Annotated in this window: 21 protein-coding genes; 9 read left to right on the forward strand and 12 right to left on the reverse strand. The window is 64.3% G+C overall.

The features are described 5' to 3' along the window. Positions 1 to 42: 42 nt before the first annotated feature. The 4 genes from ACE3QW_RS06925 to gmd form a co-directional block, all read right to left on the reverse strand. Complete coding sequence (locus ACE3QW_RS06925; RefSeq protein ID WP_374250942.1) at positions 43 to 1527, reverse strand: hypothetical protein; 1485 nt, start codon at positions 1525 to 1527, stop codon at positions 43 to 45. Between the two features lie 247 nt (positions 1528 to 1774). Next, complete coding sequence (locus ACE3QW_RS06930; protein WP_374250943.1) at positions 1775 to 3043, reverse strand: WcaI family glycosyltransferase; 1269 nt, start codon at positions 3041 to 3043, stop codon at positions 1775 to 1777. A gap of 38 nt (positions 3044 to 3081) precedes the next feature. Then, a complete protein-coding gene (locus tag ACE3QW_RS06935; protein ID WP_374250945.1) occupies positions 3082 to 4038 on the reverse strand; it encodes a GDP-L-fucose synthase family protein in 957 nt (318 codons plus the stop codon). Position 4039: 1 nt separating this feature from the next. Then, complete coding sequence (gmd, locus tag ACE3QW_RS06940) at positions 4040 to 5122, reverse strand: GDP-mannose 4,6-dehydratase (RefSeq protein ID WP_374250946.1); 1083 nt, start codon at positions 5120 to 5122, stop codon at positions 4040 to 4042. 926 nt (positions 5123 to 6048) lie between these two features. On the opposite strand from gmd, the gene ACE3QW_RS06945 reads away from it, so the two are divergent. Together ACE3QW_RS06945 and ACE3QW_RS06950 are read left to right on the forward strand one after the other, a co-directional pair. Further along, the gene (locus ACE3QW_RS06945; RefSeq protein ID WP_250165702.1) at positions 6049 to 7368 is read left to right on the forward strand and encodes a UDP-glucose/GDP-mannose dehydrogenase family protein; all 1320 of its coding nucleotides are present in this window, start codon (positions 6049 to 6051) and stop codon (positions 7366 to 7368) included. An 85-nt stretch (positions 7369 to 7453) separates the two neighbouring features. Continuing rightward, positions 7454 to 8911 carry a mannose-1-phosphate guanylyltransferase/mannose-6-phosphate isomerase gene (locus tag ACE3QW_RS06950; RefSeq protein ID WP_374250948.1) on the forward strand — a complete coding sequence of 486 codons (1458 nt, stop codon included), beginning with the start codon at positions 7454 to 7456 and terminating at the stop codon, positions 8909 to 8911. 31 nt (positions 8912 to 8942) lie between these two features. On the opposite strand, the gene ACE3QW_RS06955 is transcribed toward ACE3QW_RS06950, so the two are convergent. Continuing rightward, positions 8943 to 10088 (reverse strand): AGE family epimerase/isomerase, encoded by a 1146-nt coding sequence (locus tag ACE3QW_RS06955; protein WP_374250949.1) that lies wholly within the window; start codon positions 10086 to 10088, stop codon positions 8943 to 8945. Between the two features lie 234 nt (positions 10089 to 10322). On the opposite strand from ACE3QW_RS06955, the gene rfbC reads away from it, so the two are divergent. The 5 genes from rfbC to ACE3QW_RS06980 all read left to right on the forward strand — a co-directional run bounded on the left by rfbC (position 10323) and on the right by ACE3QW_RS06980 (position 14758). Further along, complete coding sequence (rfbC, locus tag ACE3QW_RS06960; RefSeq protein WP_374250950.1) at positions 10323 to 10907, forward strand: dTDP-4-dehydrorhamnose 3,5-epimerase; 585 nt, start codon at positions 10323 to 10325, stop codon at positions 10905 to 10907. 4 nt (positions 10908 to 10911) lie between these two features. Continuing rightward, complete coding sequence (gene rfbB, locus ACE3QW_RS06965; protein ID WP_374250951.1) at positions 10912 to 11997, forward strand: dTDP-glucose 4,6-dehydratase; 1086 nt, start codon at positions 10912 to 10914, stop codon at positions 11995 to 11997. Next, positions 11994 to 12956 (forward strand): dTDP-4-dehydrorhamnose reductase, encoded by a 963-nt coding sequence (gene rfbD / locus ACE3QW_RS06970; RefSeq protein ID WP_374250952.1) that lies wholly within the window; start codon positions 11994 to 11996, stop codon positions 12954 to 12956. The genes rfbB and rfbD overlap by 4 nt, the downstream gene beginning before the upstream one ends. Beyond that, entirely contained in the window at positions 12953 to 13825 is an 873-nt protein-coding gene (gene rfbA, locus ACE3QW_RS06975) for a glucose-1-phosphate thymidylyltransferase RfbA (protein WP_029558766.1), read from the forward strand. The genes rfbD and rfbA overlap by 4 nt, the downstream gene beginning before the upstream one ends. A 159-nt stretch (positions 13826 to 13984) precedes the next feature. Then, positions 13985 to 14758, forward strand: a complete 774-nt coding sequence (locus tag ACE3QW_RS06980; RefSeq protein ID WP_374250953.1) for a ferredoxin--NADP reductase — start codon at positions 13985 to 13987, stop codon at positions 14756 to 14758. A gap of 12 nt (positions 14759 to 14770) precedes the next feature. Here ACE3QW_RS06980 and ACE3QW_RS06985 read toward each other — a convergent pair whose 3' ends face one another. From ACE3QW_RS06985 to ACE3QW_RS07010, 6 genes are all read right to left on the reverse strand, one after another. After that, positions 14771 to 15541 (reverse strand): SGNH/GDSL hydrolase family protein, encoded by a 771-nt coding sequence (locus ACE3QW_RS06985; RefSeq protein WP_374250954.1) that lies wholly within the window; start codon positions 15539 to 15541, stop codon positions 14771 to 14773. Between the two features lie 175 nt (positions 15542 to 15716). Further along, positions 15717 to 17213 carry an O-antigen ligase family protein gene (locus ACE3QW_RS06990; RefSeq protein ID WP_374250955.1) on the reverse strand — a complete coding sequence of 499 codons (1497 nt, stop codon included), beginning with the start codon at positions 17211 to 17213 and terminating at the stop codon, positions 15717 to 15719. Further along, positions 17204 to 18073, reverse strand: a complete 870-nt coding sequence (locus ACE3QW_RS06995) for a hypothetical protein (protein ID WP_374250956.1) — start codon at positions 18071 to 18073, stop codon at positions 17204 to 17206. The genes ACE3QW_RS06990 and ACE3QW_RS06995 overlap by 10 nt, the downstream gene beginning before the upstream one ends. Continuing rightward, positions 18057 to 20309 (reverse strand): polysaccharide biosynthesis tyrosine autokinase, encoded by a 2253-nt coding sequence (locus ACE3QW_RS07000; RefSeq protein WP_250165694.1) that lies wholly within the window; start codon positions 20307 to 20309, stop codon positions 18057 to 18059. Before ACE3QW_RS07000 ends, ACE3QW_RS06995 begins: the two co-directional genes overlap by 17 nt. Before the next feature lie 219 nt (positions 20310 to 20528). Next, positions 20529 to 20819, reverse strand: a complete 291-nt coding sequence (locus tag ACE3QW_RS07005) for a hypothetical protein (RefSeq protein ID WP_029558776.1) — start codon at positions 20817 to 20819, stop codon at positions 20529 to 20531. A 125-nt stretch (positions 20820 to 20944) separates the two neighbouring features. Next, positions 20945 to 22000: a DMT family transporter gene (locus tag ACE3QW_RS07010; protein WP_374250957.1), complete on the reverse strand. Its 1056-nt coding sequence runs from the start codon at positions 21998 to 22000 to the stop codon at positions 20945 to 20947. 811 nt (positions 22001 to 22811) lie between these two features. Here ACE3QW_RS07010 and ACE3QW_RS07015 point away from each other — a divergent pair. Both ACE3QW_RS07015 and ACE3QW_RS07020 read left to right on the forward strand, forming a co-directional pair. Next, a complete protein-coding gene (locus ACE3QW_RS07015; RefSeq protein WP_374250958.1) occupies positions 22812 to 24380 on the forward strand; it encodes an undecaprenyl-phosphate glucose phosphotransferase in 1569 nt (522 codons plus the stop codon). 733 nt (positions 24381 to 25113) lie between these two features. Further along, on the forward strand, positions 25114 to 26154 hold the full coding sequence (locus ACE3QW_RS07020) for an NAD-dependent epimerase (protein WP_374250959.1): 1041 nt from the start codon (positions 25114 to 25116) through the stop codon (positions 26152 to 26154). Between the two features lie 6 nt (positions 26155 to 26160). On the opposite strand, the gene ACE3QW_RS07025 is transcribed toward ACE3QW_RS07020, so the two are convergent. Continuing rightward, a complete protein-coding gene (locus ACE3QW_RS07025; RefSeq protein WP_374250960.1) occupies positions 26161 to 26913 on the reverse strand; it encodes a competence/damage-inducible protein A in 753 nt (250 codons plus the stop codon). Between the last annotated feature and the right edge of the window lie 40 nt (positions 26914 to 26953).

Below are 26953 nucleotides of genomic sequence, written 5' to 3' on the forward strand. Positions count from 1 at the left end.
GCCATCCTCGGCTTTGCCGATCCAAAGGCCACCGCACCGCCCTCAGCGTTTCAAGGAGACCCGGGTGGGCATTGCAGACACGGCCTGCGCCGTCACAAGGCCCAGCGCTTGCCGGACGATGAACAGAAATGCCAGCACGATCAAAAACTGACGGGCAAAAAAGGCGATGATCTCAGCCGCCTCCTTCTCGATGAGGGCCAAGCACACACCCAGCATGAAGACGCCGACGACGTTGCCCTTCAACGGCCCGGAGAAACGATTGACCAGGTAGAAGGCGCCAAACATGATCAACCCGGGCAGGAATATCGCAGCCGGATATCCCCCGACGGCAAAGGAACTCGCCGTCAGTCCGATGACGGGGCGCCCGACCACGCCCGGAGTTCTTATTCCGTAATACCAAGCGATGAAATCCGGGCTGGATGCGGCGAGCTTCTCCACGACGAAAGAGGGCAGGATCGACGACGCCAGGCCCTGGAAGGATTCAAAGCCTTGAATGCCGAAAAACTCGGAGCGGGAGACGACCTGATCCACCGGCTGGATGATGCAGAAGCGATCCAGATTGGCCGTGCTCGGAAACAGATAGTTCAGTGACGGATCGCGGAAGGAGCCATACACGGCCAGCTTCGCTTCCGCCCTCTCCTGCAGCTCGAACGGATTGTAATCCACGCGATCCAGCCAGCCCAGTGCGAGCTCAACGCGTTCACTGATCGTCTGCGTGGTAGACGCATCTCTCGACAGATGGATGATAGGAGAAATATAAAAAGCAAGAATGAAGAATATAATCGCCCCAACAACCGCCTCTTTCGCGACATTTACGGTATGGCGCGAAAATATAATTATGAAAATTATCGACAATATACAAGAAACGAAGATGTACTTCACGTTACCCAACACGGACAACACCATGAAGGTGAGCAACATGACGCTCAGAAATACCATGCCTCGACGCCGGCCTCCGCCCAGACCGAAGGCGTAGGCGGCCTGGCAGATAAGGGCGAAGTTCGCGATAAACGAGAAATTCCCGAGAAAGCCGACGGAATCGCCGGCGTCGACCGAGACCTGCGAGGCGGCCGGTCGCAAGATGATATGCGCGACAGTGATGGCCGCACCAATCGGGAAACAGACGAGCGCGCACGCCTTCAACTTCTTGTCGTCCGTCAGCACGGCCGCCAAGTTGGATATGAAGGGGGAAACCGCAGTAAACCGATACGAAAGCAGATATCCGACAAAAACCGAGGCAAATCCCAGGAAATGCACGATGCTCGAATTGACCGGATCGGTGAGATTTTCGTCAACGGCCTGTCCAAGCGCAGTCTTGATGAGGATGGGAAAATACCCGGAATACATGATCAGTCCGAGCATCATGACGTCGGACGAGCGCATCGGCTGGCCGCGAACGATGGCCGGCTCGAAGCAGCATATGACCACCATAACGCCAAGGACGACCGGATCGGCTCCCAGGAACGCCTGGGCGATCGCGCCGGCTATCAGCACGAGCCAATAGGACGTCCGCAAAAAGGCGCTCATTATTTTCCTTCCATCCTTACCGTCGGCGCAGAACACTCAGTAGATGATTGCAACGCCCTGCATGGAGCCGAGACAAGCACCACTTACGAAACGAGATACAACATCTAATATTATCACACACCTACCCCGAAAGTGTCCCAAACCAAGGCATGGCAACGCGCGATGCCCTAACGCAACCGTAGGGCCGTGCACCGGCCGAAATCACGCAACCTGTCTTGGCCCCCGCACGTGCGGCAGCACGGCTGCTTCACGCGCTGTGCGCGCTATCCCGTTCGCGACGGGCATCACGTTGACGATCGCCGGTTCCTGCCGGCATCAACAGGTCTTCGAGTTTATCCATCGCGCTCTGTTCGGACAATGTCGCGGCAAGCTGACCACACCGCACGCTCGTGTCGGGCAGGCCGCCCGACTGATGGCGCCGCACGGCATCGGCCATCGCCCCGGCGTCTCCCGGGCTCACGAGGGTGGCGGCCCCAGCGAGGAAGTCTGCCAGTTCGGTGCCGGGCTCCGCGGTGACCAGGATCGGCCGACCGCTCGCCAGCATGCCGCCGAGCTTGGACGGCAGCACCAGATCCGCCGCGCTCGCCTGCTGAGGCAGAAGATGCAGGTCGCACACGCTCAGGAATTGCGACAGGCGTGCATAGGGCTGGAAGGGCAGGAAACGCACATTGGGGAGGTCCGCGGCCTGACGCCGCAAGCCTTCCAGGGAAGGCCCCTCGCCGGCGATGGCGAAGACGATGTCGTTCCGGTCCGCCAGCAGCCGCGCCGCCTCGACCACAACGTCGAGCCCCTGCTTGGGTCCGACGTTGCCGGAGTAGAGCGCCACGAAGGCATCACGCGGCAGGCCCAGTTCCTCGCGATAGGCAAGATCTGTCGGCGACGGGCGGATGTGACCGAGATCCACCCAGTTGCGCACCAATGCAATGCGCGCCTCGGGAATGCCCTTCTCGGCGATCTTCTCCGCCATGCGCTGGGAGATCGTGACGATGGTGTCGAACCGCGACAGGCAGAACCGCTCGAAGGCGGCAGCGAGGCGCTTCAGCCCCCCTGCCCCGCCGAGGTGCCCGACGGCAAAGGCCGCGTCCACCTCAAGATCCTGTACATGGAGCACGGTGCGCGCGCCGGTGAGCCAAGCCGAAAGCAGCACGAACGGAGCCGCAAACAGGGTCGGCTCGATAGACAGAACGGTATCCGGCCGACGGCTCAGAGCCCGCCACAGCGTGACGGGAGCCGAAGTGAGCGCGAACGACATCGGCGCGATCAGCCGCCACACGCCGCCCATGGCGGCGCGCACCAGGACAGGGCAGCGATAGAGGCGCGCGCCGTCCAACACTTCGGTGGAGTAGCGGTTGCGATAAGGCGCCTTGACCGTCCAGCCGGGATAATGGGGCGGGGCAGTCACCACCTCAACCTCATGGCCGCGGCGGACCATGAGCGCCACCAGCTCTCCGGTGTATTTGCCGCAGCCGGTGAGTTCCGGTGCGTGGTTCATGGCCGAGACGAGAAGCTTGCCCATTCAAAATCCGTCCATGACCTGCGCCGCTCGCCGCCGCTTCAGCTCGCGGCCCTGAGCTCGCCTTGATTCTCCAGGAACCAGCGATAGCTCGCCGCGATGCCCTCTCGCAGAGGGATGGACGGCGTCCATCCCAACGCCCGGAGGCTGTCCGCGCTCATCAGCTTGCGCGGCGTGCCATCAGGCTTGGACAGGTCGTGCACGATCTCTCCGGTGAAGCCGACGACGTCGCAGACCGTGCGGGTCAGCTCGAGGATGGTCACGTCCTCTCCAGAGCCCACGTTGATGTGGGTGTCGCCCGAATACGTCTTCATCAGCAGCACGCAGGCGTCCGCGCAATCGTCGACGTGGAGGAACTCGCGGCGGGGCGTGCCCGTGCCCCACATGACGATCTCCTTGTCGCCGCGCAGCTTCGCCTCGTGCGCCTTGCGGATGAGGGCCGGCATCACATGGCTGGAATTGAGATCGAAATTGTCACCAGGCCCGTAGAGATTGGTGGGCATGGCCGAGATGAAGTCGCTGCCGTGCTGGCGACGATAGGCCTGCGCCAGCTTGATGCCGGCGATCTTGGCGATCGCATACCATTCGTTGGTCGGCTCCAGCGGACCAGTCAGCAGCGAGTCCTCGGTGATGGGCTGTGGCGCCATCTTCGGGTAGATGCACGACGAGCCGAGAAACAGCAGCTTCTCGACACCGAAACGATGAGACGCCTCGATGATGTTCGCCTCGATCATCAGGTTGTCGTAGAGGAAATCGGCCGGATAGGTGTCGTTGGCGAGGATGCCCCCCACCTTCGCCGCGGCGAGGAATACGGCGTCCGGACGAACCCGCTCGACGAAGGCGCGAACGGCGGCCTGATCCTTCAAATCCACGTCGGCGCGCGACGCGGTGATGATGTCGCACCCCTCCGAAGCGAGCCGCCGAACGATCGCCGACCCCACCATGCCCCGATGGCCGGCAACCCAGACGTTTTTCCCCTGGAGCGCGTAGGATGCCATGTCAGGCTTCCTTCATGACGGTCGCCGTCTGCATCACCTTCAGGTCCTCCTGGACCATCTCGCGGCACAGATCGCGCACGGAGGTTTCGTGGGTCCAACCGAGCTTCTCGTGGGCCTTCCTGGGGTTGCCGATGAGCAGGTCCACCTCGGTCGGGCGGAAGTAGCGCGGGTCCACCTCCACGAGGCAGCGGCCGGACGCCTTGTCGTAGCCCTTCTCGTCGACGCCGCTGCCACGCCATTCCAGATGGAGACCCACGTCCTCGAACGCCCATTCCACGAACTTGCGGACCTCCGTGGTCTCGCCGGTGGCAAGCACATAGTCGTCCGCGGTTTCCTGCTGGAGGATCAGCCACATGCCGCGGACATACTCGCGCGCATGGCCCCAGTCTCGCTTGGCGTCGAGATTGCCGAGATAGAGCTTCTGCTGCTTCCCGTGGCTGATCGCCGCGACCGCGCGGGTGATCTTGCGGGTGACGAAGGTCTCACCGCGCAGCGGGCTCTCATGGTTGAACAGGATGCCGTTGGAGGCATGCATGCCATAGGCCTCGCGGTAGTTTACCACGATCCAGTAGGCGTAGAGCTTGGCCGCCGCATAAGGACTGCGGGGATAGAAGGGTGTGGTCTCGGACTGCGGCACTTCCTGCACCAGCCCATACAGCTCGGACGTGGAGGCCTGATAGAAGCGAGTCTTCTTTTCGAGCCCCAGGATGCGGATCGCCTCCAGCAGGCGCAGCGCGCCGATGGCGTCGGCGTTCGCGGTGTATTCCGGCGTCTCGAACGACACCTGCACATGGCTCTGCGCGGCAAGATTGTAGATCTCGTCCGGCTGACATTGCTGCACCACCCGGATCAGGTTGGTGGAGTCGGTCATGTCCCCGTAGTGCAGGATGAAGCGGGCGTCGCCCTCGTGGGGGTCCTGGTAGATGTGCTCGATGCGGCCGGTGTTGAAGGACGACGAGCGCCGCTTGATGCCGTGAACGACATAGCCCTGGGACAGCAGCAATTCCGATAGATAGGCCCCATCCTGACCCGTCACGCCGGTGATAAGAGCAACTTTTCCGTTCGACGGAACCTGCACAGACATGAATCGCCTCATAAACTAGCGTCACCCCCGAAGCAGGACGAAGCCGCTCAACCCCATCCGCCCCACACCACAAGACCCCACCCAAATCCGCAGGATGAAGCCCCGTCCCGGCCCTTCGCAGCGCGACTGCGCCTGCGGGCCGCATTCAACAAATCACTTTAACGGTTTGCGGCAGCAACGACCGAACTCGCCTGGCCGATACCAAGCCACCAATACCGACAAGACCTCGAAAACACGCGAGCGCGATGCAGGCGAGGCCGCAGAGAGCGGAGGCTGCGAGGAAGCCAAAAGCGCCCTATGGGAACGACATCCCGCGAGGAGTATCCGAGACAAAGAAAACTCAAGACAAAATCGCCCCCATCGCCTTCGGCAGCCGAGTTCGACCTTGCAATACCAGCGGTAGGCGAGCTTCACACGCCCAAAGCTTGCAACACCCATCTCAGGAGTACAAAAGGCGATGCCCACAACTTAAGGCAGCGGAAAATCTCCCTGCGTCGTGACAGTCCTAGCTATGCAATGCAATACAAAGCATCCCCCCTTATTGCAACGCAAAATTTGATCTGGGTCACGATTCGCGCGGCCGGCCGAACTGCCACGCAATGCGTCAGTAGCCGGCAAATTATACCAGTCTGCCATCCGGCAACCCATGGTCGGCCTCTTCTCGCAAAATGCGGAAAAAGGTTGCCGTCACAATATCCGCAGCATGTGCGCCGCCCCGCTCTTCGCGGAGCGGATCGCCGCGATGCCGTGATGGCCGAGCACTTGAAGTCGCTGGCTAGCGCGAGGAGAAGCGGCCTCCAGCGACCGCCCGAACCCGGAGCTTATCCCGCGCTGCAAAAACGTCATTGAGAATTCACTGCAATGAACGTAATCAGCATAAAGCGCCGCTGTTTAGGCAAGCGAAATCCTGATCGGGAAGACTCATCATGCGTATTGCGATGATTGGGGCAGGGTATGTCGGCTTGGTCTCGGGTGCGTGTTTTGCGGATTTCGGCCATACCGTCACCTGCGTCGACACCCATGCCGGCAAGATCCAGGCCCTGAAACAGGGTGAGATTCCGATCTATGAACCCGGCCTCGCCGAGCTTGTCGCAAGCAACGTGAAGGCTGAGCGTCTCGATTTCACAACCAGCCTGGCAGAGGGCGTCGCGGACGCCGATGCCGTCTTCATCGCGGTCGGTACCCCCTCGCGCCGCGGCGACGGCCACGCTGACCTCTCCTACGTCTATCAGGCCGCGCGCGACATTGCCGGCGCCATCAGCCGCTATACGGTCGTTGTGACCAAATCCACGGTGCCGGTGGGCACCGGAGACGAGGTGGAGCGCATCATCCGCGAAACGCGCGCGGAGGCGGAATTCGCGGTCGTCTCCAACCCGGAGTTCCTGCGCGAAGGCGCCGCCATCACCGATTTCAAGCGCCCCGACCGCATCGTGGTGGGCACCGAGGACGAGCGCGCCCGCCAGGTGATGACCGAGCTCTACCGTCCGCTCTTCCTGAACCAGTCGCCGCTGCTCTTCACCTCGCGCCGCACCGCCGAGCTGACCAAGTATGCGGCCAACGCCTTCCTCGCCACCAAGATCACCTTCATCAACGAAATCGCCGATCTCTGTGAGCAGGTGGGCGGCAACGTGCAGGACGTGGCCCGCGGCATCGGCCTCGACAACCGCATCGGCTCGAAGTTCCTCCATGCGGGACCGGGCTATGGCGGCTCCTGCTTCCCGAAGGATACCCTCGCCCTCATGAAGACGGCGCAGGACTATGGCGCGCCCGTGCGGATCGTCGAGACCGTCGTTGCGGTGAACGACCAGCGCAAGCGCGCCATGGCCCGCAAGGTCACCGAGGCTTTGGGCGGCTCGGTGCGCGGCAAGACCGTCGGCGTGCTGGGCCTCACCTTCAAGCCCAACACCGACGACATGCGCGATGCCCCCTCCATCGCCATCATCACCGCCCTGCAGGACGGCGGCGCGGTCATCAAGGCGCATGATCCCGAGGGCATCGAGCAGGCCAAGCTCGTCCTCGACAACGTCACCTACGTGGACAACCCCTATCACGCTGCCGAGGGCGCCGACGCCCTGGTCATCGTCACCGAGTGGGACGCCTTCCGCGCCCTCGACCTAAAGCGGATCCACGGCATGATGGCGCAGCCGGTGGTGATCGACCTGCGCAATATCTATCGCCCGGACGAGATGGAAAGCCTTGGTTTCCGTTATTCCAGCATCGGACGCCGCACCGTCGCGGACGCCTGAGCAGCATTGGCGCCCGGTCGCACTCTTTGTGCACCGGGCGGCCACCTTGCGGTAAACTGCCTCGATTCAACATCAGGCGCCTTCCATGACAAGCCAAGCCCAACCCGAGACCCTCCACGCAGCCGCCGGGAAGATCATTCCGGTCGTCCTGGCCGGAGGATCGGGAACGCGCCTCTGGCCGCTGTCACGCAACAGCCTGCCGAAGCAGTTCCTGCCGCTGGCGTCCAACCACACGCTCTACCAGGACACCCTACTGCGGTCGGCGCCCGACGACCTCTTCGGCCCTCCGGTGGTGGTGGCCAACGAGGAGTTTCGCTTCTTCGCGCAACGTCAGGCGCGCGAGATCGGCATCGATGCCACCGTCATGCTCGAGCCTGCCCGGCGCGACAGCGCGCCGGCTCTTCTGGCGGCCGCGCGTCATGTGGCCGAGACGCATGGGCCCGAGACGCTGGTCCTTGCCCTTGCCTCGGATCACGTGGTGCAGGACACGGCCGCCTTCCGGGAAGCCGTGCAGCTTGGGGCGCGGATCGCGCGCCTCGGCCGCATCGTGACGTTCGGCATCTCCCCCTCCGAACCGCGCACCAGCTACGGCTACATCCGGCTGGGCACCGAGCTGGACCCGCTCGGCGCCTATGAGGTGGATTCGTTCGTCGAGAAGCCGGATCGCGCCACCGCTGAGCTTTATGTCCAGGCGGGCTACCTCTGGAACTCGGGCAATTTCCTTTTCCCCGCCGGTCTCCTTCTGGAGGAGGCCGAACGTTACGAGCCGGCCATCGCGGCGGCCGTCAACTCGGCCGTGGCGAACGCCAAGATGGACCTCGTCGGCTTCCTGAGGCTTGATCCGGTGGCATTCAAGTCGGCCCCCGCCAAGTCCATCGACTTTGCCGTGATGGAGCGCACGCGCCTTGCGGCGGTGGTGCGCGGCAGCTTCGGCTGGTCGGACGTGGGGGCATGGGACGCGCTGTACGAGATCGGCGCACAGGACCAGAGCGGCAACGTCACCGTGGGGTCTGTCCAGTTGCTGGACAGTTCCAATTCCTATGTCCGTTCCGACGGCCCGCTGGTGACCGCCATCGGGATCGATGGCCTGTCCGTCATCGCGACCTATGACGCCGTGCTGGTCATGCCCTCCAGCCGCAGCCAGGACGTCAAGCACCTCGTCAACCTGCTGAAGACACGCAATCCCCGGGAGGTCGACGAGCACCTCACGGTGCACCGGCCTTGGGGTACGCTGGAGAGTGTGTGCGAAGGCGAACGCTTCCAGGTGAAGAAGATCGTGGTCGAGCCCGGCGGCGTGCTCTCGCTGCAGAAGCACTACCACCGGTCCGAGCATTGGGTCGTGGTGCACGGCACAGCCGAGGTCACGCTGGAGGACCGCACCTTCATGGTGCACGAGAACGAATCCACCTACCTGCCCATCGGCACGGTCCATCGCCTCAGGAATCCGGGCAAGATCCCGCTGGAACTCATCGAGGTCCAGACCGGTTCCTATCTGGGCGAGGACGACATCACCCGCTTCGAGGACATCTACCAGCGCGCCTGAGCGCTGGTCCCGAGGAGCGGTGACGGCCGGCTTAGGCCAGACCGCCCGCCTTCAGCAGCACCACGAAGGCCGAGAGGATGTGGTAGAAGGAAGAGGCGGGCGCCGGCTCTTCCAGGAAGGCGCCATCAGCCAGCCACTGGTCCCGCCACAGCCCGGCCACGGGCACGTCGAGATAGACCTTCAGAACCTCGAACGCCTCGCGGGCATCGGCGATGAATGCGTCGCGCGCGTCCGCATCGGAAGTCGCCGCCGCGAACACCAACGCGGTCCGCAGGCGCTCCGTCTGTGCCCACAGGCGGGCGCGCGGATCGGTCGGCGTTCCCGCCGCATCCACGGCGAAGATCGCCGCGCGGCGGTCCGGGGCGATGCCGAAGCGGCTACCGAAGGCATAGAGCCGGTCCGAAGCGGCACGGTGATCGACGCCGAGCAGATCGCCAGCGTGGCGGAACAGATAGGCCCACTCGAACTGGTGTCCCGGCTCGCGCACGGCGCCCGGCGCGCCTTCCGCGAAGCTCCAGTCCCCATCGTAATATTCGCCGATGGCGCCGGTCTGCGGGTCCAGGAGGCGCGTCGCGCCGAGTTCGACGATCGCACGCGCGACACCTTCGAAGGGCTCGGTGATCCCCTCCGCGACCCACGCGAGTTGGGCCTCCAGAAGGTGCATGTGCGGATTGGAGCGCAGCGGGAGGACACGGGGCGTCGCCTCCTCGAAGCCAATCACCGGGTGCGCGCGCTGCGCCGTCAGTTCGGCCTGCAGCGAGCGGGCTGCCGCGAGCAGGTCCGAGTCTCCGATCCCAGCCGCACGGGCATGGGCGAGGGCGAACAGCACGAAGGCCTGATCGTAGAGGTCGGCCGTGTCGTCCAGAGGACGACCATCCGGCGCCACGAGGCAGCGAAAGAGCCCGTCCGCGCGCCGGTAATTGCCCATGAAGAAGGAGAGGCCATGCTCAGCCGCCTCACGCCACGGCCCCTGCCAGCCCAGCCGTCCGCCTTCGATGAAGGCGTAGGTCTGTCGGGTCTGAACCCTGAGGCGGCGCGGCGCGATGACCGGCTTTCCATCAAGCGCGATCTTTTCGAAGAAGCCGCCTGCCGGGTCCGCCCCCACCTGCCACCAGAGCGGCAGTGCGGCATCGAACAGCCATTCACGCGCCCAGCGAGCTTCGGCCTCAAGCATCATTGCGATTCCCCAATGTCCGCAGTGGCTGATCTTGACGCCCCGATCCGGACGTCGCCATTTCTGCCCTTATCGCACTGCAGCGACAAATTGTATCTCCTCTTGCCCTCCGGCGTCGGAACCGGGCCGGGGCCTCGTGTTCTCACAGCCCGGCCCTTGTGCTAGAGCACGCGCCGATGCGGCCTTGTCGCGAGGCGAGCCCGATTCCATCCGGTCGTTGGAAAGGTGGATACGCTTGTGACGGCATTCCTCCCGCTTGGCCTGCCCGACGTCATCCTCGTCCAGCCGCGCCGCTTCGGCGATGCGCGGGGCTATTTCTGCGAGACCTATGTGAAGCCCCTATATGCGGCGAACGGGATCGGCGCGGATTTCGTGCAGGATAACGAGTCCCTTTCGGCGCAGGTCGGCACCATCCGCGGACTGCACATGCAGGCTCCCCCCTTCGCCCAGGCGAAGCTGGTGCGGGTGCTCTCCGGTGCCATCTACGACGTGGCGGTGGACGTGCGGAAGGGCTCTCCCACCTACGGCCGCTGGGCCGGTGCACGCCTCACGGCCGAAGGCGGCGAGCAGCTCTACATACCTCAGGGTTTTGCCCACGGCTTTTGCACCCTCGCGCCGGACACACGCGTCGCCTATAAGGTGGACGCGGTCTACGACCGGGCGAGCGAATGCGGGATCATCTGGGACGATCCCGACCTTGCCATCGACTGGACCCTGGGCGACGGCGAGAAGATCCTCTCGGACAAGGATCGCGTCTTGCCCCGCCTCAAGGATTTCGACAGCCCGTTCGCCTATCAGGGGACGGCGGCGAACGAAAGGTAGCTTCATGCGGGTGCTGGTGACGGGTGGCGCGGGCTTCATCGGCTCGGCGGTGGTGCGACACCTTGTGGGGCTCGGGCACGACGTCCTGAACTTCGACAAGCTGACCTATGCCGGCAACCTCGCCTCCCTCGCGCCGGTGGCCGAAAATCCGCGCTACGCCTTCGTGCAGGCTGACATCTGCGATGCCGGTGCCGTGCGTGCCGCGCTGGAAGGTTTCAAGCCCGACCTCGTGATGCACCTCGCCGCGGAGTCCCACGTGGACCGCTCCATCGACGGGCCGGGTGACTTCATCTCCACCAACGTGGTGGGCACCTACACCATGCTGCAGGAGGCCCTGCGCTACTGGCGGACGCTGCCGGGACCGCAGAAGGAGGCCTTCCGCTTCCACCACATCTCCACCGACGAGGTGTTCGGCAGCCTCGGCGCAGAGGGGCTGTTCCGGGAGGACACCCCCTACCAGCCCAACTCCCCCTACTCCGCCTCCAAGGCGGCCTCCGACCATCTGGTCCGAGCGTGGTTCCACACCTATGGCCTGCCGGCGGTGATGTCGAACTGCTCGAACAATTACGGGCCGTACCACTTCCCCGAGAAGCTCATCCCCCTCGTCACGCTGAACGCGCTGGAAGGCGCGGAGCTGCCCGTCTACGGCACGGGCGAGAACGTGCGGGACTGGCTGTTCGTGGAGGACCACGCGGAGGCCCTGTTCCTCATCGCCACCAAGGGCCGTCCGGGCGAGAGCTACAATGTGGGCGGCGCCTGCGAGCGGCGGAACATCGACGTGGTGCGCACCATCTGCGCCATTCTCGACGATCTGGTGCCCGACGCCGCCATCGGCAAGCGTGAGGGACTGATCCGCTTCGTCACTGACCGACCGGGCCATGATGCTCGCTACGCCATCGACTTCTCCAAGCTGAAGGCGGAGCTCGGCTGGTCGCCGCGGGAGACGTTCGAGACGGGTCTCGAAAAGACCATCCGCTGGTATCTCGCCAACCGTCCGTGGTGGGAGCCGCTGCGCCAGCACTATCAGGGCCAGCGGCTGGGGCTGGACAAGGCACCGGCGGCAGGCACGAAACTGGGGCTCGCATCTTGACGCGCATTCTTCTGTTCGGAGCCGGCGGGCAGCTCGGACGCGAAACCGTCGCGCTGGCCGGTGAGCGGGGGATCGATCTTATCGCCCTCGGCCATGCCGACCTCGACATTTCCGATCCGGTCGCCGTCGCCCGCGCGCTGGAGGCAGCGCGTCCCGATGCGCTCATCAATGCCGCGGCCTACACCGCCGTAGACAAGGCCGAGAGCGAGCCGGACCTCGCCGCCCGCATCAACGCCTTCGCGCCCGGCCTCATCGCCGAGCGGTGCGCCCGCTATCGCACGCCCTTCATCCATGTCTCCACGGACTACGTGTTCGACGGCACCAAGCGCGGCGCCTATGTGGAGGCGGACCCGGTGGCGCCGCTCGGTGTCTACGGCCGCACCAAGGCGGCCGGTGAGGCGGCGGTGCGCGCCGCGCACGAACGCCATGTGATCGTGCGCACCTCGTGGGTCTACGGCGCTCACGGCAACAATTTCCTGAAAACCATGCTGCGCCTCGCCGGCGAGCGCGACCAGTTGCGGGTGGTGGCCGACCAGCGCGGCTGCCCCACCGCCACGCGCGACCTCGCCGAGGCGGTGCTCGCCGCGGCGCTTGCGGCCGCCCAGGGCGATGCCCGCTGGGGCACCTATCATTTCGCCGGGCGCGGCGTGACCACGTGGCACGGCTTCGCCAGCGCCATCGTGGCGGCGGCCGAACCCCACACCGGCCGCAAGCCGGAGGTGACCCCCATCACCACGGCCGACTATCCGACGCCCGCCAGCCGCCCGAAGAATTCGGAACTGGCCAGCGACCTGTTCGAGCGCACCTTTGGCGTGCGTGCCGCCCCGTGGGAGCAGCGCGCCCGCGAGGTGGTGGACGCGCTTCTCGTCAAGCCCTCCCAACCGGAGGCTTCGGAGCTTGAGAAGGCGGCCGCCCTCTCATCCGCAATTCCCGCGCCGCAATCCGAGGAAGCATCGTGAAGGGTATCATTCTGGCCGGCGGCTCCGGCACCCGGCTTCATCCCATCACGCTCGTCGTCTCCAAGCAGTTGCTGCCGGTCTACGACAAGCCGATGATCTATTATCCCCTGTGCACGCTGATGATGGCGGGCATCCGGGACATCCTGATCATCACCACGCCGCACGATGCCGCGCTGTTCCAGGCGCTGCTGAAGGACGGCAGCCAGTTCGGCATCAATCTCACCTATGCGGTGCAGGAGCATCCGCGCGGCCTCGCCGACGCCTTCATCGTCGGCCGCGAGTTCGTGGGCAACGACCGCGTGGCCCTGGTGCTCGGCGACAACCTCTTCTTCGGCCATGGCCTGCCCGAGCTTCTGGCCGACGCGGCGCGGCGGGAGACGGGGGCCACCGTGTTCGGCTATCCGGTCCAGGACCCCGAGCGCTATGGCGTGGCGGAGATGGACGCTTCCGGCAAGGTTCTGTCGCTGGAGGAGAAGCCGAAGGCTCCGAAATCCAACCTCGCGGTGACGGGCCTTTATTTCTACGACAACCGCGTTGTGGACATCGCCGCGAACCTCGCCCCCTCCCCCCGTGGTGAGATCGAAATCACCGACGTCAACAAGGCCTATCTCGAGCTTGGCGAGCTGCGCGTGGCCATGATGGGCCGAGGCTTTGCCTGGCTCGACACCGGTACGCCGGATTCCCTCGTGGAGGCCGCCCAGTTCGTCCAGATCCTGGAAAAGCGGCAGGGCCTGCGCATCTCCTCCCCCGAAGAAGTGGCCTACCGCGCCGGATTCATCGACCGGGCCGGTCTGGAGGCGCGGGCGCACGACCTCGCCAAATCGAGCTACGGCCAGTATCTGGCGCGCGTGGCCGCCGGCACCGCCTGACCAGGGGACGGGCGGGTTGAAGGCCCGCGCGGCCTGCGGACACCCGCCGCACTTTTGAAGCGCGGCCGCATCCTGTAGGGTGGGGGCTGTCTTCCCTTGAGCTTTGCGGGGTTCTCGCCGTTCCGGCGCGCCGCCCTTTGTCGAGACCGGACTTTCGAGATGAGCAATTTCAACGAAGAGACCGTCACCAGCGTCCACCACTGGACCGACAACCTCTTCTCCTTCACCTGCACCCGCGATCCCGGCCTCCGCTTCCTCAACGGCCAGTTCACGATGATCGGCCTTCGGGTGGACGGCAAGCCGCTGCTGCGCGCCTATTCCATGGCGAGCGCAAACTACGAGGAAGAGCTGCAGTTCTTCTCCATCAAGGTGCAGAACGGCCCCCTCACCTCCCGCCTCCAACACCTCAAGGTGGGCGACAAGATCCTCGTCGGCCGCAAGCCCACCGGCACGCTGGTGCAGGATAGCCTGCTGCCCGGCAAGCGGCTCTATCTCCTCTCCACCGGCACCGGCCTCGCGCCCTTCCTGTCGGTGGTGAAGGACCCGGAGGCCTATGACCGGTTTGAGAAGGTCATCCTCATCCACGGCACCCGCACGGTGGCCGAGCTGGCCTATGACGAGTATCTGACCAAGACCCTGCCCGACGACGAGATCCTTGGCGAGGAAGTCAAGGCGAAGCTCATCTACTACCCGACCGTTACTCGCGAACCCTTCCGCAATCAGGGCCGCATCACGGACCTCATCACCTCGGGCAAGCTCTTCGCCGATCTCGGCATGCCGGTCATGTCGCCGGAAGAGGACCGCCTGATGCTCTGCGGAAGCCCGGCAATGCTGAAGGACGTGGTGGAGCTTCTGGAATCCCGCGGCTTCACCGAGGGCAGCCAGTCGGCACCCGGCCACTACGTCATCGAGAAGGCGTTCGTGGAGCGCTGACGTCCGGTCCCATCACCGCGCTGCGGCAGCGCCGGACAGGCGGTGTCGCAGCATCTCGTCGAGGTGCACCGCCAGAATGTCGTGCGCCTCTTTCGACAGGTGGATCTCGTCGGTCGCGAACCGGGCCGGCAGGGTTGCCTTGTTCCCGACCAGGATCGCGTCTGCATCAAGGACGAGCACATCGCGCGACGCGAGGCCGCGGATGTGGGCGTTCACCTCTTCGGTGATCCCGTAGACCCGATCCGACCAGAACGGCCGGCGGATCAGCCTCGGCGTCGTCGGACGGACAATGGTGGACATGATGGCGCCCGCACCGGCCCCAGAAACCTCCAGGGCGAACCGAGACAGGTTGGCCTTGAGGTTGGTCACTGCGGCCCGCTCCATGGCCGGAAGATTGGCGGCAGCCACCACATCGTTGATCCCCGTGACGATGATCACCGCCTCCGGCTTGAGATCGATGACGTCGCTCTTGAAGCGGTAGGCCGATTGGACGGAGCTTTCCCCCGATACGCCTCGGTTGACGACCTGCCAGTCCGCAGCAGCCTTCCTGCTCACCGCAATCTGGTGCGCGCGGGAATCGCCGAATATCACGATACGGGGCTGGCCGGTCGCCGGCAGGCTTGCGTTCTCATCGGCGAACCGATCGGGATCGATGGGCCGGAGGCGAAGCTCGGATCTGTCATGGAAAAACGACCTTGCGCCCATGACGGCCGTCGCGAGCGCCCCGGCGAGCAGCAGGCAAAGCAAGCCCAAGACACCGAAACCTGCTGCGGGCCAGTTCATCACGTGTCGTCCGCCTGCTCTAGGACCTGAGAGAGTTTGGACATCCGCCAGCGGGAGCTTTGGCACCGGGGCCTAAGGCCGTGGCGAGCGCCGCACGACCGGCACGGAAACCCATCCATTCGGGCCAGCGCCCTGAGCCGGCGCGGCCCCCAAGTCCCATCACCAGCAATTCAGGTCACTTGGCAGGGCTTGCTTCGGGACCGCTTGCTGGGCCGGCAACCGGCGCCTCAGCGGCGGCCGATCCGACGGGACGCCGCGACATCCGTTTCCTCACCACCTTGCGCTCCTCAGCCGGAAGGAAGGAGCGCCCCAGGGCCATGCCGACAACGGCAAGGTAGATGATGAGAAAGCCCGGAATCTGCAACGGAAAGTCGAAGCTCGTATGCACGAGGCCCGCGATGCCGACGAGGAGTCCGGCGAGGATGAAGGGATCATTGGGCCGGCGCAGGGCGCCCCGCACCAGCAGGGCGCCGCAGGCCAGCACATAGGCGAAGACGACGAAAGCAAGCGGATACCCACCCTCGAAGATCAACTCGACGGGCGTGCTATGGCCGATGTCGAACACCGCGGAAGTCCCGAGATCCTCAGTCCGAAACTTCGGGAAGCTTTCGGCGAAACTGCCGAGCCCGTATCCGATGAGCGGACGCTCCGCGACTGCGCCGAGCATCATCCCATACGCATCCAGGCGCCCCAAGGTATCGAAGCCGATGCGTATCTGACGCTCGCGCCAGGCCCCACCCGACAGGCCGTAGATGAGGGAGAACAGAACGAAGATCGCGAACGCGACCTTCCAGATGGATGCGCGCTTGCGCAGGCGAAGCTTGGATACGACAGCGCCCAGCCCCACAAGGACGGTCAGTATCAGCCCCGCGCGCGAGAGCGTCAGCGGGAGAAGGACGAGCACGAACAAACCGGCGGCGGCTGCAATGACGCGTCGGCGGCTCCCTTCCCCGCGGAAGAGGCTCGACAATGGCTTGTTCTCCCGCGCCGCAGCAAGAGCGCTGGGGAGCAGCATGGCCAGCACGATCAGGACTGCCGAGCCAAGGTAGATCGCCGAGGTATTCTTGTTCAGAAAGAAGGTGGTCAGCGCGCCTTCCTGGTCGTAGGGCCGGAGACTGTCGGAATCGGAGACGAAGCCGACAAACCCGATGAACCCGTATAGGCACGCGGCCCCGACGATGGCCCGCAGCACCTGCCCTGCCCGCTGCCGATCGGGGCCGATCACGATGGCCGCCGTCAAGACCAGCGCCGCGAGCAGGGGCCGGCCGAGGAAGAGGAGCGGCGAATGCCGGACCGACCCGGACAGGGGCGTGATCTCGATGCCCAGAATCTTGCCCGCCTCCGACCACATGGCAAGCGGCGCCGGGCCCGGCGAGATGGACTGGAGGTACGCCACAAGACCGTAGGCCGCGAGGACGACGAGAAGGCCGCCCAGCAGGAGTGCGGCACCGCGGGATACATCACGATAGCTGATGAGGAGCACCGCGACGGTGGCGAAGCCCGTCCACACCTGGATCCAAAGGAGCGCGACCGATCCGTCCGGCACAGGGGCAAGGATCACCATGGCCAGGAAGAACCAGAAGCCGATGCGGTCCGGGAGGCTTCGCACGCGGCGCCGACGAACCCGTGTATCCGCCGGGGCTTCGGCCGGCTTCTCTGCGGTCACTTCCACGGCCGGCTCCCCAGAGGTTCGACCGCCGGGAGGTCGATATCCTCGCCGCCGTTGCGGATGATCTCCGCCGCCCGCTTCTGGACCCTTTCCGGCGCCTCGGCGAGGATGTCCCGCAGGGCCAGCCGCGCTTCCGGCTTGGCCGCAACGTATTGTTCTCCAATGTATTCGGACAAGTTCTTGACGGCCAGCCAATTCACCGACTGCTTCAGATCCGCCAATTCGCTCTGATCGAGCTTTGGGTAGAGCGCCAGAAGGATCTCCGTGCGGCGGAGAAGGGGCCACCCCTCATAGGGGCCGGAGCGAAAGGACTGTCGCAGATACGTCCGCAGCAGCGGTGTGTCCTCGTGCCGGATGTGCTCGATCCAAGCCAAAATCGTCCAGGCACGTGGCGAACCCGGGCTGCAGACAATGCTGGCCTTGGCCGCCTGCTCGGCTGCGGTAAGCCGCGTATCCGCGAGATCGGCATCATCTGCCTGGAACGCGGTCTCGGCGAGCGCGGAGCGAACGATCGCAAGGTCTTGAAGCGCCTGATAATCGCAGACACGATCGGAAAGCACCACGGACATGTCGCGATCCATCGCCGCGATCAGATCCGGATCGTAAGGCTCTCCGGCCATCATGCGGGTGGCGACAGGGCGCAAGAACAGCCCTGAATCGAAGCGCCGGATGCCCGTAGAGGTCGACAGCCAGATCACCGCACCGATTGCGATGGCGAGACCGGCGAGGCGGGCCATGATCTTCGCAGCCTTGCTCGGACCGGGAGACCGACCACCGTCCCGGCCATTGCCGTCATTGCCGGAGCCGACCGGCGCACCGGACGCCGCGTCGACGTCCCCGGCCGGATCAGGACTCTCGGCCATAGCTCGCGTAGTATTTGTGGTAATAATACTTGCTTCCGTAATCCTCGAGGCTGCGGAGCGCCTTCAGGTCAGCCTTGTTCAGCAGGCAGCCAAGCACCTTCTCGTAGACTGTCGGTGCGTTCTGCAGCGTATTGGCGACGAGATCCCGGTTGGATGAGCCCCAGTCGAGCACATAAACATAGCCATCGACGATATGCGTCGATGCCATGACGTCGACCACCGGAGCAAGCGGCGGGAAATCGATGACGATGTAATCGACATCCCGCTTCAGCGCATCGATCACCGCCGCCATCTGCTCGGACGCGAGAATCTCGTTGGTGTGGACGATATCGCCCGGCACCACGGCCGGAATGAAGCGGAGCCCCGTCATCCGGTCGACGATGCTCACTTCCTCAAGCGTCGCCTTGCCGAAAACCAGCTCAAGCAGGCCCGCACTGCGGCCCGGCGCGAGGCGCCGTGTCAGCGTCGGATTGCGCAGGTCGCCATCGATGAGCACGCAACGCTGGCCGCTATGGGCGATCAGCTGGGCGAAGTTGGCGGAAACGGTGGACTTGCCCTCCTTCGGCAAGGTCGAGACGATGCCGATGACCTTCACCGCGCGGCTGTGGATCGATACGTCCGCAGAGACCTTCACCGAGCGCAGCGTCTCCGAGAAGCGGGAGAACGGATCGGAGGTAACCTGACGCATGATGCCGGTCGAGCTGTCGAACGCGCTCTGCCCGGCCGGAACCGGCGTCGCGACGGAAGACGGCAGGAGCGGAAGCACACCGAGGCAGTCGAGCCCCAGATAGCGCTCCACATCCGCCGGCAGCCGGAAGGTCCTGTTCATGCGCTCGCGCCACATGCCGACGCCGAAGCCCATCAACAGTCCGAGAAAGAGACCGCCGGCGACGATAAGCGTCGTCCGCGGGGATGAGGCCCGAAGCGGAGTGGACGCATCAGTGATGAGCCGCGCCTCGGTGATCGGGAAGGACTGCTGCTGGGTGGCCTGCATGAAGCGCTGCAGGAAGTTGTCGTAAAGGGCGCGATAGGACTGGGCGTTGCTCTCAAGCTCACGCAATTCAACCTGCGCCTGCCCCGTCAGCTTGGCCTGGACCATCAGCTGCTCAAGGCTGGATGAAAGGCTTGCCTCGCGGGCACGGGCGATTTCCAGATCGGACTTGTAGGTCTCGGCGATGCGTGACAGCTCGGTGAAGAGCGAGCGCTGAAGGCCCTTGATCTCGTTATTGAGATTGACGACCGCGATATGGTCGGGGCCGTAGCGCTTGGACCAGTCCGCCTCGCGCTTCACGGCGTCGAGATACTGGGTGCGCAGGAGGCTGATGACCTGATTGTTGAGCACGTCCGACACGACTTCGTCGCTCGTGCCCGTCACGCCGCCCTGCTTGATGATGTTGTTGACGCGCTCATAACGCGCCTGCGCCTCGGCCACCGCGGTCCTGGCCGTGATCAGCTGCGTGTTCAGTTCCGACAGCTGCTGATCGGAAATGAGACCACGCTGCGTATCAATGATGTTGTTCTTGGCTTTGAAGTCCTGCACCGCGCGGTCGGCCGCAAGCGCCTGGTCGCGCAGCTCGGCGATGCGATCCTGCAGCCAGACACTGGCGCGACGGGTCGCCTGGTACTTGGCCTCAAGCTGATCGACGATGTACGCCTCGGCGAGCTGGTTCGCCACGTCTGCCGAGAGGACGGCGTCGATCGCCTTGTATTCGATGCTGATAACGTAGCTCAGACCAACGCGCTTGACGCGCAGACGCTTGCCGAAATCGATGATCTGAGTGCGCTCGATCTCATAGTCGCTCATAGGAGAGCTGCTGACGAGAAACGGAACAACGAAACCAGCCACGGTGTTAAACACCGAATTGGCGCTCTCTTCGAGTTCCTTCTTCTTCGCCTCGACGAGCTTCAGCTCCTTGATGACCGCCTTGGCGATACGCTCGGACTGAAGAATCTGGACCTGGCTGTCGATGCCGCTGGAATCCATCACGCCCGTAAGCTGAGGCATGACTTCCAGGCCACGGGCCTGCTGCGTGTCGATCAGCAACTCGGCGGTTGCCGTATATTGCGGCGTTGCAACAAAGCAATAGAGAGCCGCCAGACTTGCTACCGCGCCGGCGACGGCTGCGATGACCCACTTCTGACGACGGACCACCTGAAGCAAATTGACCAGATCGAGTTCGCCCTCGGTCTGGATATTCAGAGACTTCCCCGGCCCAGACTTGTCGATACGAAGCATGCCGCTAAAGCCCCGCTAACATCAGATGCAGTCGAAGCACACGCACCACCCAAGCAAAAGCCCGGCAATCTGACGCCCCGAAAGGATTCCTGCCGTGTACACCCGCGCGACCGGGCACTTCAAACAAAAGTGGCCCGCCTCACGCATCCCCTGACCAGCGCTATCGTGACGGTCAAGGAACACAGGAAGTGGGCCACCTGATTGGGCTTGTAAGGCAGATCAGCAGCCGAAGCGGCAGAACGGCGAAACCGGACGGCCGAGGAACTTGCTGATGCGCTGGTCGTACTTGTAAGCGCGATACTGAATGAGCGACCACTTCCAGCCACCAAAGCTATTGGAAGCAGCCTGGGCGCCGAAACGGTTGGCCGGCTGGAAGTTGGCATTGCTGCGCAGAGCAGCAAAACGCTCACCCCACAGGCCAGCGGCCTGCGACGGCATGACCGCCCCGAGGACCAGACCCGCAACAGCAGCGCCCGTCAGCGCCGCCTTGATCTTGGAAACTTTCGCCATCGCCCGCACTCCGATTAGGTGAGCCATGTTTACCACAAGCTCTGTGGCGCCGCAACAATCGCCGAAAGACCGATGCACGCCAGACGGGAAATCTACTGGAGTTTCACCGGGAGCGACCTACCTTGCTACCTAGAACTCGCGCAGCGAACCGGAAGTTCCTGCTCGCCTTCATCTTCCACAACGTAAGATTCAGGGCGGGCAACGACCGGATCATCCAGCCTAGTACGTTGAGATGTAACGGCCGCAAACTTGACAGTGTCACCGGCTGGCCCGACCGCCTGACGCACGCCCGGCGCCGGCACCTTCAGGCCGTGGCGCTCTCGCCACACCAGCACAAGACCTGCTGAAACGACCGCTCCCGCCCCGATCAGCACCAGAGAATCGGGCCATTCGCCGAAAGCGAGCACCCCGAACAGGGTGGCCCAGATCAAGGTCGCATAGTTCAGAGGTGCCACGACGGACGCAGGCGCGTAGCGCGTCGCAGAGGTCATCAGGATCTGGCCGAGACCGCCGGCGATGCCCGTTGCAATGAGAACGAGACTGGTGCGCAGGTCGGGAACCACCCACCCCAGCGGCAAGGTGGCAAGACCCGCCAGAGACGCGACGGTGGAGAAGTAAAAAACGATCGCTTCGCTGGTCTCCGTCCGCGTCAGATGCCGGACCTGTGTCACTGCGAGCCCGGCGATCACGGCCCCGACCAGGGCCATGGCCGCCCCAATCAGCGGCCCCGGTCCGCTCCCCAGCGAGGCATGGGTGAAGGAGGGCCACAGCATGAGCAGGATACCGGCAAAGCCGACACCGAGCACCACCCAGCGATAGGCGGGCACACGCTCTCCCAGAAGAACGGCTGCGAGAAGCACGGCGACCAGCGGCGTCACATAGGTAAAGGCAACGGCCTCGGCGAGCGGGATGAAGGCAAGCGCTGCGAAGCTGAGCCACATGGCGCTCACGCCCACCAGCCCGCGAACAACATGGCCGAACGGCTGGCGCGTCACGAGCGCGCTTGTCATCCGCCGCCTCCACAGCAGCCAGATGACGAGCGGGACAAGACCGAAGGCGCTGCGCGCAAACACGACCTGCCCGCTCGGCACATCGTCTGCCACGAAGCGCACGAGCGCGGACATGATAGCAAAGAAGAACGTGGCGCTGATTTGCAGGGCGATGCCTGCTGGGGCATTCATGAGCAAAAGTCCGGTGTGCGCTCCCTATAGCGCCTTGCCGGCTGGATGGGCATGCAAAGCGCGCAGGTGAAGGGCGTCAGCCCTGCGTCTGGAAGAGGGGCCGCGCCCATGGACGAACCAGGCGCCCGGATTTGCTGACAAATGGCGCCCTGCGGGACGCTCTTTTGGGGCGCCGAGAAACGGATTCCGCGGGACATTAAGCGTCGGCCATACGGTGCCGAGCTTGGCACTTGTGCACTGCAGCGACTATTTTCGCAGAATGCGACTCTCCATTGGTCCGATCTGCCCCCTTTCCGCCTGCCAGCTCAGAGCGTTATCCCGGATTGGAGACTTGCGCCGGAGCAGAGGCGAAACAGCGCCATCAAGCTCACCGCGACGCAATGTCGCGACCATTTGATTTCAGGGACGCTCGCGACAGGCCTCCCGATCGGGCTTGGCGCGAGATTGCATAAATGGTTGATTTCCCCCGCGAAATGGGGCATTCGACAAACGATATGAACGCGACTTCGATGCGTGGCAACAGAAGCAGCACCCTGCCAAATTGCAGGGCTTTCATCGTGCCCACATGCACTTAGAATTTATTTTGCAGTGCAGCAATGCCTAAAACTTGGGCCCCGAACTTGATCTGAATCAAGTTACCAATCCAAGCCATATGACGTCAGGCTAAAAACCGCATGCCATCTTCGGCTTTTTGGGCAATCAACTCGCCGCGCCCACCCGTCGCCACCATAGATTGAGCACGTTTCCAAAATAATCCCGCGTTAACTTGTGAAACTGAAATATTTCAGACTTGTGACACTGGAATATACGCTTGCGGCCATATTTTTTACTCGCTTGTCGATTCGAGCACCGAGTGCTATGTTGCCCCTATAATTTCAATCTTCCTTACGGTAGCCATCTGCCGATTGAGGGACGAATGTCGCTTTCCACGGACAACATGCGGGTTGAACGGGCGAGCGAAGCGCATCGGTCTGGGGTCACCCCCACGCTCGACTACGCGTCGATGCCGCCGCTCTTCGTTGTGGCCGACGTCGTCCTTATCCTGGGACTGAGCGTCCTCGTGGATTTCCTGTTCTCGGCGCAAGCAAGCGGCGGGTTCGAGGTCACTCAACCCATTGGCATCGGAATTCTCGCGGCGGTTGCCTTCGTGCTGACCACCATCTCGCGCGGTCTGTACAAGCCGTGGCGCATGGTGCGTGTGGTCGAGGAGGTGCGCGCGACGATGGTCAGTTGGACCTTCGCGATCCTCGTCGTCGCAACGGTGATCTTTTGTCTGAAGGTGGCGGGAAGCACGTCGCGCATCTCGACCGGGACTTTTGCCGTTCTCGGCTTTGTCGCGCTTCCAGTGTCGCGTTGGGCGATGGGCGTCTGGCTGCGCCGCGCCATCGCGAGCGGCGCCGTGAAGGGACGCGCGACCATTCTGGTTGGCGACGCGGACGAACTCGCCAAGGTGGTACCGGCCCACATGCTGGTGCGCCTCGGCCTGAACGAAGTGCGGCGCTTCAGCCTTTCCACGCCTGACGGTTCGGCGAAGGAGCTGCTCTCCGCGTCCGACAAGGATGCGCTCAAGGCGGCGCTCCAGTTCGCCCGGCAGCACCGCGTCGAGGAAATCGTCCTCGCCATGCCCTGGAGCGACGTGGATCGGCTTGATGCCGTGCGCGCCCGGCTGCGCTCGGTTCCGCTTCCGGTGAAGCTCCTGCCGGACGAGATCGTGAGCGAGCTGCTCGACGCGCCGCGCGTCGATTTCGGCTCATCCATCGCCATCGAGGTCCAGCGCGCGCCCCTGTCGCGCTTCGAACTGGCGCAGAAGCGCCTTCTGGACATCGCCGTCGCCAGTTGCGCGGTTCTTCTGCTGCTGCCGCTGTTCGCCATCATCGCCACCGCGATCAAGCTCGACAGCCGTGGCCCGGTGATTTTCCGCCAGCGCCGCAACGGCTTCGGCGGCCGCGAATTCACCATCTACAAGTTCCGCTCCATGACGGTGATGGAGGACGGTTCGAAGGTGGTGCAGGCGCAGCGCAACGACAAGCGCGTCACGCGTGTCGGCCGCTTCCTGCGCGCGTCGAGCCTCGACGAGCTGCCGCAGGTGCTGAACGTGCTGTTCGGGCAGATGTCCATCGTCGGGCCGCGGCCCCATGCCATCGCGCATGACGACGAATATTCGAAGCTGATTTCCGGCTATGCGTTCCGCCACCACGTCAAGCCGGGAATCACCGGCTGGGCCCAGGTGCAGGGCTTCCGCGGCGAGACGGCGGAGCTTGAGCAGATGGAACGCCGGATCGAGATGGACCTCTGGTACATCAACAACTGGTCGGTCTGGATCGATATCAAGATCATCCTGAAGACCTTCATCGAGGTCCTGCGCAAGGAAGCCTACTGAGGCCCTGTGGGGGAGCCCGGCGGCATGGCCTGCTCTCCCGCCTCGATATGAGACGTCCGGATGCGCGACTGAAAGGGAGTGTCGTTCGCTCGCCGGCTGTGCCTCCTGCTTCCCGCACCTATCAGATGGATCGTTGAAGGACCGCCGGAGCGCTCCTGCCAGCGGTCGCGAACCTTGACCGCAATTCCTCCTGCGGTCGCCATTGCCGTTCGCCCGTCCGAGCGCGCAATGTCGTCCCAGGTCCCCGGCAATATTTGATTAACCCTACCGTTTGATCAAAGCGGACGTCGGACTGTTTTCCATCGCCCCCTCCCCAACCATTTGAGTAAATGCAGCGCAACAATCGCGCTAACGACTGCTGGGGGGCAGATAAAATGATAGCCGAATCCGTCCTGGCCCTGTGGGGCATGCTGTGCTGCTCGGCCTACATCATCTTTATGGTCCGCGTGAGCTGAGGTGAGAACGCGAGGCGCCAAGTGCCCGCCCGCAGTTCACCCCGCCCCCTCCCAGCCTGTGCCAGCTCCGGGCCAAAGCTGGCCGCGGGGGAGATGGCTCCGGTCGTGTCGTGTTCCCCTTCCAGCGCCGTTGTGAACGGGCAGCTCGCTCTGTCACGGCCGGCAGCCTTGCCCCCCTCCCCTTTGGGCGCGTTGATGCCGCGGGAGCGCTGATCTAAGAATGCGGGCGACCCCGGCGAAGCTTCCGCCGTCCGGCGCGTTCTGTCCGGGGACCGTTCTTGACCTTCACCAATGCTCCCATCTTCGTTACCGGCGCGGCCGGCTTCATCGGTGCCGCCGTCGCCGAGCGGCTGCTTGCGATGGGACAGGACGTCGTCGGTATCGACGACCTCAACGCCTATTATGACGTGCGCCTCAAGGAGGCCCGCCTCGCCCGGCTCCTCGGCCATCCCGGCTTCAGCTTCGAGCGCCTGACCCTGGCCGATCGTGCTGCCACCTCTGATGTCTTCGCCCGCCACCGGCCGAGCCATGTGGTCCATCTCGCGGCCCAGGCTGGCGTGCGCTACTCCATCGAGCATCCCGAGACCTATATCGACTCCAACCTCGTCGGCTTCGGCAATGTGCTGGAAGGCTGCCGCCATGGCGGCGTCGCGCATCTCGTCTATGCCTCGTCGAGCTCGGTCTACGGCGCCAACACCGACCTGCCCTTCCGGGTGGACCAGACGGTGGACCACCCCATCAGCCTCTACGCCGCCACCAAGAAGGCGAACGAGCTGATGGCCCACGCTTATTCCCACCTCTACCGGTTGCCGGTCAGCGGGCTGCGCTTTTTCACCGTCTACGGCCCGTGGGGACGGCCGGACATGGCGGTGTTCCTGTTCACGGACGCCATCTGGCACGGCCGGCCCATCAAGGTGTTCAACAACGGCGACATGCAGCGCGACTTCACATTCATCGACGATGTGGTGGACGCCGTGGTCGCCCTGCTCCCCAAGCCGGCAACGCCAGATCCCGCCTGGACCGGGGCGGCCCCGGACCCCGCCACCTCGAATGCGCCCTATCGCATCTACAATGTGGGCAACCACAGCCCCGAGCCGCTGATGGCGCTGATCGGCCATATCGAGGAGGCGCTGGGCCGCAAGGCGGAGCTGGACTTCCAGCCCATGCAGGCCGGCGACGTGCAGGCCACCTTCGCCGACGTCACCAGCCTCGCCCAGGCGGTGGACTTCGCGCCGCGCACCCCCCTGAAGGAGGGCGTCGCCCGCTTTGCCACATGGTATCGCGAGGTCTGGCTCGGCCAGATCGCGAAGGACAACTAGGCGGCGTCAGCCGCCCGCATTGTCTTCCACCATCCGGGCGACCGCGTCTCCGGCGGCGGCGAGCAGTTCCGGCTCGCGGGCGCGCACCACGAGGTTGGTCTTGTAGCGCCCGTCCACCTCGTCGCGGAACGGGTAGGAGCCGATGATGGCGTCGGGATAGGTCTCGGCGATCTTGCGCAGCGGGGCGGCGATGTCGCCCTCCTTCGCCTCGGCGAGGATGGTGCGCGAGAGCATGGGCCGGCCCTTGCGCAGCTCCGGCAGCACCGCCTCCAGCATCGACTGCATGATGCGCGGCACGCCGGCCATGACGATGACGTTCTCGATCCGGAAGCCCGGCGCCTTGGACACCTCGTTCACCACGAGGCTGGCCCCGGCGGGAATCCGCGCCATGCGCAGGCGTGCCTCGTTCAGGTCCTTCTCGGCGATGTATTCGAGCAGCATGGCGCGGGCGCGCGGATCCACGTCGATGGAGACCCCGAAGGCCTTGGCGATGGCGTCGGCGGTGATGTCGTCATGGGTCGGGCCGATGCCGCCGGTGGTGAAGACATAGTCGAAGCGGGCGCGCAGCGCGTTGACCGCCGCCACGATGTCCTCCTCCACGTCCGCCACCACCCGGACCTCCCGCAGGTCGATGCCCACGTCGGTCAGCCGCTCGGCGATGTGGCCGATGTTCTTGTCCTTGGTCCGGCCGGAGAGAACCTCGTCGCCAATCACGATCAGCGCAGCCGTGACCGATCGCGCGTCGCCTGCCTCACCCATGTCTCAGATCCCTGCCCTTGCCGGCGTCAGCCGGGGTAAA

Origin of the sequence: Xanthobacter sp. (assembly GCF_041911315.1) — a bacterium.
Taxonomy (GTDB): domain Bacteria; phylum Pseudomonadota; class Alphaproteobacteria; order Rhizobiales; family Xanthobacteraceae; genus Xanthobacter; species Xanthobacter aminoxidans.